This window comes from Geitlerinema sp. CS-897 (genome assembly GCF_028368005.1).
Taxonomy (GTDB): Bacteria; Cyanobacteriota; Cyanobacteriia; order Cyanobacteriales; family Geitlerinemataceae; genus Baaleninema; species Baaleninema simplex.
Window position 1 is genome coordinate 24,714 of record NZ_JAQNCQ010000296.1, and the last position, 13,942, is coordinate 38,655.

Consider the following 13,942-nt stretch of genomic DNA (forward strand, 5'->3'; position numbering starts at 1 on the left):
AACGTTCGCGAGCTTTGGCACTATCGCGATCGCCGAACCTCCATCTCAGAGGTATTATTTCGGAGAAACTCCGTTGCTGCATCGCGATCGAGGGGACGGGCGAAATAGTAACCTTGTCCGGCGTGACAGTGGTGACGGGCGAGAAACGCCACTGCTTCGATCGATTCGATTCCTTCGGCGATCGTCTCGAGGTTGAGGTTCGCAGCCAGATCGACGATGGATTTAACGATGACGGGATTTTCTATACTTTCAGTCGATTTAGAAGAACTGGCCACGAACGAGCGATCGATTTTCAACACGTGAATGGGAAATCGATGTAAATAACTTAACGATGAATATCCCGTTCCAAAGTCATCGAGACAAATCTGAATTTTTCGCGCTCGTAATAATTTTAAAATCTGCGCGGCGAGTTCTGCATTTTTAATTAAGACGCTTTCGGTAATTTCAATTTTTAAAAAATCAGCATCGACTCTCGTTTCTCTGAGAATTGCATCGATATCTCTTACGATATCTAGCTGAGTAAAATGTCGTCCCGACAAATTAATACTCATCGAGAGATCCGGTAGTTCTGGAAAGCGATCGCGCCACACTCGCAACTGCGAACAGGCTTCTCGCAGCACCCACTTATCGATTTCGACGACTAATCCCGTATCTTCCGCCACGGGAATAAAATCCCCTGGTGAAATCAAACCGCGTTCGGGATGTTGCCAGCGAACTAACGCTTCAAATCCCCGAACTTTTAACGTATCTAACCGAACGATCGGTTGAAACAAAACTTGAAATTCTCGACGATCGATCGCGCGTCTGAGGGCGTTTTCAATCTGCATCCGCTGTAAAGCTGCCGCGTACATCGACGGATCGAAAATCGCGTATTTTTGGCTCGACTCTTTAGCGCGATACATGGCAATATCGGCGTCTTGTAGCGTGCGCTCGGGGCGATCGTACGCATCCGACCCGATAACGATCCCGATACTGGCGGTGATAAAGAACTCGTGACCTTCCAACACGACGGGATCTTCTAACGCGCCATGAATGCGAGAGGTCACTTCGATCGCGTCGTCGATCTCGCCAATTTCATCGAGCAGTACGACGAATTCATCGCCGCCTAACCGTGCCGCCGTATCGACCGCTCGCACGCAAGAGACCAAACGTTCGGCAATCGTTTGTAACAGGCGATCGCCGAAGGTGTGACCGAGACTGTCGTTGACGACTTTAAACCGATCTAAATCCAAAAACAAAACGGCGAACGAGTCCTGAATTCCCGACTCAGCGTGTCGTTTTGCCCGGTCCAAGCGATGTTGCAGGCGATCGCTCAACAACGTCCGGTTGGGTAATCCCGTCAAGGCATCGTGCAGGGCGTCGTGGCGGAGTTTCGCCTCGATTTTTTCCCGTTGGCTCAGTTCCCGCTGTGCTTGTTCGTAGAGTTCCGCCTGGCCGATGGCGATCGCCAACTGATCGGCAACCTGCTTGAGTAACACGCGTTCGTCGTCAGTCCACACTCGAGGGCGATCGCATTGGTGGAGACACAACAATCCTTTTACCGTTCCTTCGTGGCGGATGACCACGTCGAGCATGGCGCGAACGCCCAATTCTTCAACGAGGGGCAACATTTCCGCCAATAACGGTTCGGCAGTGACGTCGTTCGTAGCGACCGCATCCTCGCGAGACAGCACCCATTGCGCGTGGGAGTTGCGACGCAACGGAACGCGCCGATAGCGCTTGGGATCGATCCCCGGAGCCGTGGCGACCATGGTATAGCTAAAAAATTCATCGGCGTCCGAACAGAGGGCGACTAAGCTGCGACTGGCTCGAAACGCTTCTAACACTTCCTCCGTCGCCCGTTGCAAAATCTCATCGAGATCGAGACTGTTGCGAATCGCCGCTAAAATCTCGTTGAGGAGCTGTTCCCGTCGCGCTTGAATCGTCGTGCGTTCTAGCAGTTGGCTTTGTTGAATGGCGATCGCCACTTGGTCGGCCAGTTGTTGGAGAAATTCGATTTCCCACGACTCCCAATGACGGGAAGACCGACAGTGATGGACGACGAGAAATCCCCAGAGGCAACTGTCGCCGTCGATGGGAATCGTCAGATGCGATCGCACTTGAAACTGGTTCAGAAAATCTCGCGTGCGATCGTCTAAATCTGCGGTCTCGACGTCGTCGAGTTGGCACATTCGTTGAGGACATTCCCGATACAGGGATTCCGTCGGACGATCGCTGCGATCGCAGAAAATGCGCCAACTCGTCCCCAGCAGAGAATGCCACGGTTCTAACACCGCTTCGACGACGATTTCCCCCGCATCGTCGCTGCTAAAACGACAGATCGCCACGCGATCGACGCCTAAAAGTTGTCGCACTTCCGTCACCGTGACGTTGAGAACGCGATCGATCTCCAAACTTTGACGAATGTGGCTGGTCATGTTGGCAAACAAACGCTCTCGTTCGGCTTGTCGGCGAACTAATTCCTCAGCGTGTTTGCGAGCGGTAATGTCGAGGAGAACCCCCTGCAACAGCAGAGGATTTCCCACATCGTCGAAAACCACCGTGGCGCGATCGAGAATCCACAGCAACCGTCCGTCCCGAGTCAACATCCGATATTCTTTTACCAGAGGCTGCCCGGTTTCGTGGGTTGTTATCACTTCCTGCAACACGACATTGCGATCGTCTGGGTGCAATCGTTCGTACCACAAATGGGGATTCTCAAGCCATTCGGCGGCACTGTAGCCGAGCATCGCCTCGATTTGATTGCTGATATACAACGTCGTACTGGTTTCGTCCAGGGCGGCGGTATAAACAGCCGTCGGCATTTGCTCGACGAGAATCCGATACTGGGCTTCGCTGTGTCGAAGTCGGTTTTCGGCTTGTTTGCGATCGGTAATGTCCCAATTGACGCCGATCGCCCGTTGGGGATCGCCGTTTTCGTCTTGGAGGACAACCGCATGAGATTCGATAAATCGGGTTCGTCCGTCGGGTCGGAGGATGCGAAATTCCGCGTGAAAATCGCGACCTTCGGCAACGGCGGCTTGAAACTCAGCGTTGGCAATAGCGAAATCTTCGGGATACACGAAATCGACCCAACTTTCATGCGTGCCGCCGAAGTCTTCGGGTTCGATCCCGTAAATTTCGTACATCCGCTCGTCCCACAGGAGAACGTTTCGGAGCATATCGAAATCCCAAATCCCGATTTTGGCCGAAGTAGTCGCCAGGGTCAGTCGCTGGGTTACGGCCTCGACTTCCGCTTCGACTACTTTGCGAGCGGTGATATCGTTGATAATTTCGGCAATGTATTCCAGATTCCCGTCGTCATCGTAAATCAGCGCCGGTAACACGCTAGCCCATTGAACGCTGCCGTCTTTGCGGACGTATCGTTTTTCTAGTGGTTCTGTCACGCCCTCTTCTCCGAGGGCAATTTCCATATAGCGGCGGTGGCGATCGCGATCGTCGGGATGGGTTAGCTGAATGTAATCGAGCTGTTGAAGTTCGGCTTCGCTATAGCCGATGAGATCGCAATATCGCTGATTGGCTCGCACGAAGCGACCGTTGGGATCGGTGAGCGTCATACCCACGAGTGCCTGCTCGAACAGGACGCGAAACTGTTTCTCACTGGCTCTGAGGCGGTCTTGAGCGTGTTGGAGGTCGGTTAAATCGCGAATGCTCACGACGACGCCGGACACGCTGTCGGCTTCGAGATAGGGGGAGTAAGTGATACTGAGAAAGCGGGCGTTCGTTGACTCGAATTCGTACCAGGTTTCGTACTGAACGGTTTCTCCAGTCAAGCAGCGGTCGAGGTTGGGGCGAATCGTGGTTTCGAGCGTGTCGGCGTTCAATACGTCAAAAACCGTTCGTCCGACGAGGTCTGCGATGGTGAGACCGAACCATTTCGTATAACTGCTATTGACGATTTGATACGTGTAGTTGCGATCGAGTAACGCCATCCCGTCCGAGGTGGCCGACACGATGCGCTCGAAACGGCGGAGGTTGCCTTCGGCCTGTTTGCGATCGCTGATGTCCGTTAAAATGCCGTTCCAAAGAATGCTGCCGTCTTCTTGTTGCAGCGGCATTGCTTCTCCGAGGATCCATTTCACGCGACCGCTGGGGGGGCGAACTCGGAATTCGAGACTCCATTTGTCCAACGTCGCGGCCGAGCGTGCGATGGACTCGCGAAACCGCTCGATCTCCTCCTCGAGAATCGTATTCCACATCAGGCGGGGATCTGCCAAGACCTCTTCGGGATCGATTTCGTAGAGTTCTCGTACCGCCTGACTTATGAAGACGAAGCGTTCGGTTCCCGTGGCGTCGATCTGATATTGGTAGATCGCCCCAGGAACGGCGTTAGCGATTTGACGCAATTGAGCTTCTCGGTCTCGAAGTGCCTGCTCTGTATACTTGAGATCGCTCGCATCCGAGATAATGGAATCCCACACTACATCGCCGTTGGCTTGGCGTTCGGGACGACCCGCCCCGCGCAACCATTTTTGACGACCCGAGGGCGTTGTAATTCGCCATTCACAGAACCACGGTTGGAGATCGACGGCCGACTCCGCGACCGACTGTCGTACCCCCATCAGGTCGTCGGGGTGAATTATCTGCCACAATATGGCGGCGTCTCGTTCGACATCGTCAGCGGTGAATTCCCAAATTTCTTCGCAATTCGGACTCATGTAGGTGACTTCGTCCGAACCATCAGGATGCAAGATGTAGCGGAAAATTGTCCCCGGTACGTTAGCCACCGTGTTGCGGAAACGAGTTTCGCTCTCGAGCAGGGCGTCTTCCGTCTGTTTGCGATCGAGGTAGCTGCCGATTTTGTCGGCCGCCAGTCGCAACAGCAACACGTCCGCTTCCTGCCACTGGCGCGGTTCTAGGGTGTCAACACCGATAAAGCCGTACCAGGTTTGGCGTACGTAGAGCGGGAAAACCAAAATCGATGCGATGTCTTGGGCTTCGAGAAATTCTCGTTCGCTGGGGGGAAAGGTTTCGACGTCGCCGCAGACGATTTCCCCTGCTTCAAAGCGATTTCGCCAGCGATCGAACCGTCCTCGATACGAACAACTTTGAAGACTTGGGTTATCGATTTGGGGCGTTACGCCGTCGGCCACCACTTCGTGAGTTTGCCGCCCGCACAAGCCTCGTTCGGGATCGTCGAAGTTTTGAAATAGGTAGACGCGACTGGCTTCGGCGGCAACGAGTAAATGTCTCAAGGCGCGATCGATGGCGTCATCGTCTCCCTTTAGGAGTTCTTTCGAGCATTGTTCTAAAACCTGTTCTTGGCGGTATCGTTGTTGGAGAGTGGTTTTAGCCCGAACGCGTTCGGTAATGTCTTCACCGATGCTGGTGACGCTCGAGATGTTGCCCTCGCGATCGCGAAACAGGGTATTGTTCCAAGAAATCAGTCGTCGTTCTCCAGTTCGCGTGACGATCTCGTTTTCGTAGTGTCTGGGATATCCTTCTGTTTCGAGGATTTGGCAAAATACGTCATCGTGTATGTCTTCTCGGATTTCGGGGGGGAGGAATCGATCGAACCAATTTTGGTGTAAGACTTCTTCCCGCGTCCACCCCGTCAAATTGAGGAGAAAATCGTTACAGAGCAGGACGTTACCGTCGCGATCGAGCATGACTGCCGCTAAGGCCATGGTTTCGAGGACGATACGAAACTGCCGCTCGGATTCCTGTAGGGCCAATTCAGCCTGTTTGCGATCGGTAATGTCTCGGCCGACACCGATAATGGCAGTGATGTTGCCCTCGTCGTCTAAAACTGCTGTATCCAACCATCCCAGCCAACGCCACCCGTGCTTTGTCATGGCTCGTTGTTCGACGTAGCAGGTGTGGGGCGGCTCCCACAACTGCTGCATGGCCGCTTCGGTACTGGCGCGATCGTCTTCGTGAACGAGGGGCATGAATTGAGATCCCAACAGTTCTTCGGAGGTATAGCCGAACAGTTGGCAGTAGGACGGGCTGACGAAGAGAAAGCGTCCTTCGAGATCGACTTTGACGACTAAGTCAGTTTGGTTTTCAACGAGCAGACGATAGTTGGCTTCGCGTTCTTGGAGTGCGGCACTCTGGCGCTTGCGCTCGGTAATATCGAGGAAAATGCCATCTAAATAGGTTAGGCGATCGCGATCGTCTTGGAATCCCTGTCCCCGTTCGTAAATCCAACGTTCGTTGCCGTCGATGTCGAGAATTCGATATTCCAAGTGGTATCCTCGCCCAAGGGCGATCGCGTCGCGGATGGTTCGGTCGACAAACTCTACATCTTCGGGGGCGATAATGCTAGAAAAGGATCTGACGCGATTGTCGATGAAGTCCGAGGCGGGATATCCTGTGAGATCTTGGATACCTTCGCTGATAAATTCGATCGTCCAGTGTTCGTCAGGACGGCAACGATAGACGACGCCGGGAATGTTTTCGACGAGGGTGCGATACCGCCGTTCGCTTTCGTGCAACCTGGCTTCGGACTGTTGGCGATCGCTGATGTCTTGTTTGATGGCGATAAACCGCGCGATGTCGCCGCTGTCGGAGTCGAAAACTGGCGTAACGGTCATTTCTTCGGTGTAGAGGCTGCCGTCTTTGCGGCGGTTGACGAGTTCGCCGTGCCATACTTGCCCCGAGAGAATGGTTTCCCACAGGTATTCGTAAAAGTGCCTGTCGTGTCGGTCGCTTTTGACTAAATCTCGGGGATTGCAACCGATCGCTTCTTTAGCACTGTAGCCCGTCAGTTGGCTGAATGCGGGATTGACCCATTCGATGCTTCCTTCGCGATCGGTGATGACGATACCGTTGGCACAGGCTTCGAGGGTTTGGGTTTGGAGTTGGAGCTGCCGTTCGGTGTCGGCGATCGCTCGTAAGACGAGCAGATGTTGGTGGGGGGCGATGTCGGCCTTTAAAACGTACTCGAACTCAGCGATCGCGCCGTCGGCTCGGTGAAGATGCCACGAACCGGTTTGGGAGACTTTGGGAGACTGTTCGGTAAAGGTTTGCCACTCTCGAGCGAATTCGACTGTTGCTTCTCTCGAGTCTACCAACCCGTCGGTTAAACGATGCTGTCGCAATTCGTCGCGCGATCGCCCGAACAGTTGGCAGATCGATCGGTTTGCGTCTACGAAGGTTCCTTCGTCGTCGAGCAATGCCAGTCCTAGGAACGTCTTTCCTTTTCTGCTAACGGAGATTGTCTCCAATACCTCGAACAATCGATCGGGTGGCAATACGAGATCGCACGGGCGATCGCTGGTATGGGTTTGACTGGAATCGGGCGATTTTGGAGCGCTACGAGGCAGTGCTGGGGAACCCGATGCTTCAGAGTCTGAAACTTCGGAGTCAAACTGTTCGTTTGGAGAATAGGGCTGAGACTGCGCCATGAGACGACAAACTGAGGTAACTTTCATCAAGAAAGTTAGGGGCTGATGGTGTCTACAAACAGCATCCCCCCCATTTTGAGGTTCTTTCTGTTCTGGTATTTTTATATTTTAACTTATTTTTAGAATCGACCGCTTTAAATTTAAAATGCTTTACAAGCAGTCATCTATTTGCTTGTTTAAGCCAAATCACAGCTCTGGCAACGTATGTCGTGCGTTTTTTAATACTAAAATTAATTTCATTCAAGACAAAATATTAAAAAGCATATTATTCTTCGTTTTTAATAATAAATCTTAATGAAAATCTAAAATTTATTATTATTCAAAATTCAATTTATTAAAAATTACTCATTTTGAGATCGATTAATTCAATAAAAACACAAAATAAAAAAAATCAAAAAATTGATTTTACAAAAATTTTAATGGTTGAAAATTCGTAAAAAATTTACAATTATTATATCGATTTATTAATTTAATTATGACATAAAATCGAATATAACTTATTCAAAATATGATGTAAAACCTTCAAAAAATGCGATCGCAATGCAACAATAATAAAATCTCAAAAAATTCAAAAGTAAATCGATCGGAGACGAGTCTTCAATCGAGCAGTGGTTAGGTTTCACCGTCGCACCGCACGACCTACCCAAAACTCATGATTTTGCCAAAATTGAGACGTACCCAATGGTTTCGAGGTGCGTTCGTGCGTCGGCGTTCCTTCAGTTTCCGACAGGCGATCGCACAGTATAGTAGTACAAAAATCCGAAAAACTCCTTTGCTCGGCCGTCCACTTAGACTTCGATATTCATGAAACTACTTCTGCGATCGGGAATTCGAGCGGCGATCGCCACCGTTGCGGTTGGGAGCGTCGCAGTCGTTCCCCTCAAGGCGCAACCGATCTCGCTGTGTGAAGATCGTCTCTCTCAAGCGATCGACGCCGTTCGTCGCCGTCACTCCCCCCACGCCTCTTGGGGAATTCTGATAGAACCCCTCGCGTCCAACCGCCCAATTTACAGCGAAAACGCCCAACAATACTTGCTTCCAGCATCTAACGCCAAATTACTGACGACAGCGGCGGCCTTACAACGGTTGGGAGGTAACTATCGCGTTCGGACATCGGTATATATCACAGAAGCCACTCCCACCGGAAACCGACGGAAGGAAACGCAAGATCTCGGACAGGAACTGCACGTTATCGGACGCGGCGATCCCAGTTTGACAGAAGACTCCTTGATGCAGTTGGCGCGACAGGTCGCCGATGCAGGGGTCGAATCGGTCGATCGCCTCGTTCTCCACGATAGCGATTTCGGTGGCGACGCCATCAACCCCAACTGGGATTGGGAAGACGTTCGAGCGGGATACGGCGCACCCGTCAACAGCGCGATCGTCGATCGCAACGAAATCCCCTTTATGCTGCATCCCCGAGGACTCGGACAACCCTTGCGCGTCGAATGGGAGCGATCGCGGGATCGCGGGATTTGGACGCTCGACAATCGATCGCGTACCGTCTCCCCCGACACCCCAGAATGGTTGTCCGTCGGACGAGATTTCCACAGTCGAACGATTCACATCGAGGGACAGCTCATCGAAGGCTCTCCCGCCGAACCGGTTTCTGTGGCGGTTGTCGATCCTGCGACCGTTTTTTTACAGCAATTCCGCCAAGCTTTGGCCGCCAACCAAATCGCCGTCGGCGAGAGTGTTGTCGTCGAAGAACCGATGCGCGTCCGAGGACGGGAAATTGCGGCGTTGCGATCGCCGACGGTAGCGGAACTGGTCGATCGCGTTAACGGTGTCAGCGACAATCTCTACGCCGAGGTGTTGTTGCGTTGGCTGGGAACCACTGCACCGAACGACGGCACCTCAGCAGCTCGACGGGGACTCCAAGTCGTCGAAGATACCCTAGCTTCGTTAGGAGTCGCTCCAGACAGCTACGTTCTCAACGACGGTTCGGGGCTGTCCCGGTTAAACTGGGTCAGTCCCGAAGCCTTGGTCGATACCTTGCAAGCGATGGCGCGATCGCCCTACGCCGATCTTTATCGTCGCTCGCTTCCGGTGGCTGGAGAATCGGGAACCTTGCGATCGCGCCTCTTGGAAAGTCCCGCCGTCATCTATGCCAAAACCGGAACTCTCACGGGGGTTTCGGCGCTATCGGGATATCTCGACCGTCCGAGCTATGGAACCTTAGTCTTTAGTATTATCGTCAATAACTCTGACGAAACGACTGTTCGGGCGCGATCGCACATTGACGAAATCCTGTTACTGTTAGCACGCTCGCGTCCCTGTCTCGAGTCAAACGACAAATCAGCGATCGAAGCCTCGATCGATCCGTAAATTGCCAACGAACAAAACGAACCCCCATTTGAGTTTGAAGATGAACGAACTCCAACATCTCGCTGCTTGGGTGAGAGAACAATATCCCGAAGGGTATTTATTAACGTGGTTGTTAAATCAACCCGGCTTGTGGTGGTGTGATGGCGAACTCTATCAAGCTGCATTGTCTCGCGATGGTGCGCGTCTGAAGCGGTTCGTCCAAAATAACGAGCAACAGGAAATGTTGCAGGGAATGGCGAAGCGCTTGTCTCCTGAAAGTTGGAACGCTATGGCGGCGAGTTTAGCGTCGATTTTTGCGGTGTACCAACGGGAGTTAACGCAGTTACAAGAACGTCGATTACATCAAATAGCAACGTCTAAAACGGATTCAAAGATGGATTCGGATTGGTCGTCGGATCTTTCGGTTCAAAAACCGCTTCCAGATCCCACTGCCGATCCGATTACGGGTGTCGATTGAGTTCGGATATTGGGGGCGGCGCACTTGGCGATCGCCCTGTCGAAGTAAAATTTTAAGTTTTTAAAATAAACTGATTCTAAATCAGTTGTGTAACAAAATTTGGATACAAAGAGATGGATACAAAGGGAACGGGGAATCAGATTTTTTGATTTTTGACGATTTATTGAGGACTGCTATATAGCAATCCTAAATGGATGTATTTCAAAAATGTGAATTTATCAGATGCAAGCTTTATACTTCATCCTTTTCCGATAAGCTAGGTTTCAAGAAGTCTTCACCACATCCCCCCTTAGCCCCCCAAAGAAGAGGGGGGTTGGGGGGATAGAGAGACTTTTCAGGTCAAAAAAAACCAGTATTTGAGTTCGGATTCCGTATGAGATGCCCCCATCCTAAATCAATTGTTTGACAAATAAAAAAAGAATCGAAAATAGGAAACCGACACAAAAAATTAGAATGGCTTGGGGCTTCGATTTACTACAATTTATTTATCGCCGAGAATTACTATCTAAAAAAATATTGTATGGATAATTTCTGACAAGCAATGCGATCGAGTGTTTGTATTGAGCCTTAGCACATTTTTTTAATATACAATTTTTTATTACATACGCCAGATTTTTGTTACCAGAAGAAAACGAAAAAAAGAATTTGATTCGTACAAATGCAGGTAACGATCGCGGTTAAATAAGGTAGCCACCACACATCTCGACTCAGTGTACGTTGAATTGCGTATAAAAAACAGAACAGAACGATCGTGAAGACTAAAATACCTGTTGCAGTGGCAATATCATTATATTCGTACATCGGCACTCCTACATCAGAGTAGTTCCTACCTCGTATGGTTGTACGAGTGAATACACAAGCTGCTCCAGATACTGCAACAGATACAATAGATAAAATTGCAGATACAAAATGCTTAAGAATCGAGGCAATAAATCGCAACATTTTTCGATTGAGACTCAACTTTTAAAAATCTTTGAATTTCAGGTTCTCGAAAACAATAGCTTCCGAGTTAAACTCGCCGGCAATCTGGACAATCTGCTTAGAAACGATGTGTCCAATCTGGGTATTGATGTTCTGGCATTTGCGATAGGTATTGGCACAAAAGCCTTTGTTCAGCTTCCCACCTCTACCGATCGTCTTAGACGCCCGCATAGAAACGGACTTAAGTCGCTTGTCTCGACGGTCTATGTCTCTTCCAGGGTGAATGAACTCACGATGGATGGTAGTGCTGTACTCTAATGATTCTGGTCAGTCACAATCCTTTCGTGGCCAGGATTCAAAAACCAAAGTAGCATTACTCCTCATTACTACCGGGGAGATATCGCAGCTACCAGAGCAAGCCGGAAATTGATAAGTCGAGATTATATATTATAAATAAAAATTATATTAAAATTGTCTTGTAATTAGATTAAATTATAAATATAGATCGATAGCATCACAGGCTACGAAAAACAGTTCGAGCTTTCCCCTAGATCTGGACTAACAGATTCGCAAGGTGCTGTTCTATAGCTCGAAGCTTGCGACCTGTAAATTTGTGTGTGAGGCAAACATGATAAATCGGAATTTTTTACCCATTGGAACGGGCTTGTTTTGGCTGCTGTCCGGCTTTCTCTCGACAGAGTCCGCGATCGCAGGAGAGACAAATTCCCGAACGACGACAGAAACCAAGGCGAACCTCCCCGCTGCGACATCCAAAGCGATCGCCCCGACGTTTCCGCCAAACTCCGACGAGTTTTCCCCAGCCAACCGACTGCTGGCACAAGTTACGTCCGTTTCGCAACTCTCAGACGTGCAACCGACGGACTGGGCTTTTCAAGCCTTACAATCCCTAATCGAGCGGTACGGTTGCATTGCCGGCTATCCTGACGGAACCTTTCGGGGCGATCGCGCCATGAGCCGCTACGAATTTGCAGCGGGTCTGAACGCTTGCCTCGATCGCATCGTAGCCCTCATTGGCGGTGACGAAACGCTCGATCCCAGCGAACTCACCGTCATTCGCCGCCTGCAAGACGAATTCGCCACCGAACTCGCTGTCCTACAGGGGCGAGTAGACGTTCTTGAAGACCGAACTGAGGCATTGGAAGCCAACCAATTTTCAACGACCACAAAACTCAACGGCGAAGTCATCTTTACGATCGCGGGAGCCTCTGGCGGTCTCGACGACAACGATGCCCAAATCGTCTTCAACAACCGAGTACGGCTCAATTTCTTAACGAGCTTTACAGGCAACGACCTATTGATTACTGGACTGCAAGCTTACAACTTCGACGGCGGCGTTGAAAATCCCACTGGTAGCATTCCTGGCTCTCTCGGCATTGGCGATCCCCTCTTTGGAACGGCCAGCAACGCCAGTTTGGGCATCGCCCCTCAGTTCGGACGCACCGATCCGAGCGACCTCTCGAGTCGGGGAGCCAACGATCTCGCCCTGTACAAACTGCTCTATATTTTCCCCGTCGCCCCTCAGCTAACGATGTTCGCCGCCTCCAACGTTGAAGTCAGCGATGCTTTTCCGGCGATCGCGCCCTTCGCCGATAGCGGTCAGGGTGCCATTTCTCGCTTTGCCACAGTCGGAAATCCGGCGACTCGAGTGTCGGGAGGCACATCGGACACCGGACTGGCTTCAGCGGCGGGCTTCATTTGGACGATTTCCGACGATGTCGATCTGCGCGCCCTCTACGGCAGCGTCAACGCCGCCATTCCAGACAACAACGGCCTGATTAGCGACGACCCCACCCCACTGGGAGCGGGCTTGTTTAACGGCAGCTATGTCATCTCCTCTCAGCTAACGGCAAATTTGGGCGACAAATTCAAGCTGGGATTGAACTACGCCAACAGCTACCACCAAATCAACATTCTCGGAACCGGCCTGGCCGCCTCCGATATTGGTTCGGTTTTGTTCGATCCTGACGCCGACAGCGTGGCGAGAGCTGGGGGAAATTCCTTCGTCGCAGTTCTCAACGAGGGGATTCGCTTGAATTCTCTAGGAGCAACCCTCAACTGGCAGTTCGCTCCTCAAGTCGATCTGACGCTTTCGGGAGCGTATATCTTTGCGGATTTGGTCGATGTCGATGCCTCGACCGACTTTGCTAGTTGGTTGGTCGGCCTGCATTTTCGAGATATGTTCGGCGAAGGCAATAAGGCTGCCCTCATCTTCGGTCAGCCGCTCAACCGAGTCTCCACTGGGGGCGAAGCGTTCGATCCTGAAGATGCCGATCCCTATCATCTCGAGGCTTACTTCAATCTACGCGTGAACGACAACCTCAGCATTACGCCCGGTGTTTTTGCCGTGTTCGAGCCTAACGGTTTCGAGGACAACGAGACTGCGGTGGTCGGCGTGTTGCGGACGACGTTTAACTTCTAGCACGCCGTCACAGAAGCCAAAAAGTCTAATACGGAATCCGAATCTCAACGCTTCGACTTCGCTCGCTTCGACTCCGCTCGCTTCGACTCCGAGCGGAGTCGAGGACTCAAACACTGACAGGACTTACGCATTCACCCCATTTGTAGGGTGTGGTGGGCATTGCCCAACCTACATTTGGAGTAACGGTTGTTCTGCCCATCGAACTTTTCGGAGGTTAATTCTGTTGCATACAAACTATTTTTGTTGCTTAGTGGAGCAGAAAAGTCCTGAAACCCTTGTTAGAAAAGAGATCGCTGTATTAAAGGGTTGGCCGCAAAATCCCAGACCGGTAAATGGCTGCTGGAGATCCCCGACATCTTGGGTATCTGTTTAGCGTAACGGCCAAAGTACGACGAAAGGGGGATGGCACAAGCCAGGACAAGTCGCCAAGCTAAAAGAGAAAGAGAA

The 13,942-nt window shown here is 51.2% G+C and carries 4 protein-coding genes and 1 pseudogene; 3 read left to right on the forward strand and 2 right to left on the reverse strand.

Annotation, left to right across the window (positions count from 1 at the left end; all coding sequences use genetic code 11):
- Nucleotides 1-20: 20 nt before the first annotated feature.
- Nucleotides 21-7,376 carry a PAS domain S-box protein gene (locus POG22_RS18760; protein WP_498906779.1) on the reverse strand — a complete coding sequence of 2,452 codons (7,356 nt, stop codon included), beginning with the start codon at nt 7,374-7,376 and terminating at the stop codon, nt 21-23.
- 777 nt (nt 7,377-8,153) lie between these two features.
- Between POG22_RS18760 and dacB the strand changes: the two genes are divergently transcribed.
- Nucleotides 8,154-9,677 carry a D-alanyl-D-alanine carboxypeptidase/D-alanyl-D-alanine-endopeptidase gene (dacB, locus tag POG22_RS18765; protein WP_498906780.1) on the forward strand — a complete coding sequence of 508 codons (1,524 nt, stop codon included), beginning with the start codon at nt 8,154-8,156 and terminating at the stop codon, nt 9,675-9,677.
- Between the two features lies 1 nt (nt 9,678).
- On the forward strand, nt 9,679-10,134 hold the full coding sequence (locus POG22_RS18770; RefSeq protein WP_498906781.1) for a hypothetical protein: 456 nt from the start codon (nt 9,679-9,681) through the stop codon (nt 10,132-10,134).
- 978 nt (nt 10,135-11,112) lie between these two features.
- On the opposite strand, the pseudogene POG22_RS18775 reads toward POG22_RS18770, so the two are convergent.
- A pseudogene (locus POG22_RS18775) lies at nt 11,113-11,361 on the reverse strand (IS200/IS605 family accessory protein TnpB-related protein); the annotation flags it as partial.
- A gap of 322 nt (nt 11,362-11,683) precedes the next feature.
- Here POG22_RS18775 and POG22_RS18780 point away from each other — a divergent pair.
- Nucleotides 11,684-13,495 carry an iron uptake porin gene (locus POG22_RS18780; protein WP_498906782.1) on the forward strand — a complete coding sequence of 604 codons (1,812 nt, stop codon included), beginning with the start codon at nt 11,684-11,686 and terminating at the stop codon, nt 13,493-13,495.
- The last annotated feature ends 447 nt before the right edge of the window (nt 13,496-13,942 follow it).

Coding starts and splice junctions, on each gene's coding strand:
- POG22_RS18780 (WP_498906782.1), top strand. CDS start 11,684: ATGATAAATCGGAATTTTTTACCCATTGGAACGGGCTTGTTTTGGCTG.
- POG22_RS18760 (WP_498906779.1), bottom strand. CDS start 7,376: ATGAAAGTTACCTCAGTTTGTCGTCTCATGGCGCAGTCTCAGCCCTAT.
- dacB (WP_498906780.1), top strand. CDS start 8,154: ATGAAACTACTTCTGCGATCGGGAATTCGAGCGGCGATCGCCACCGTT.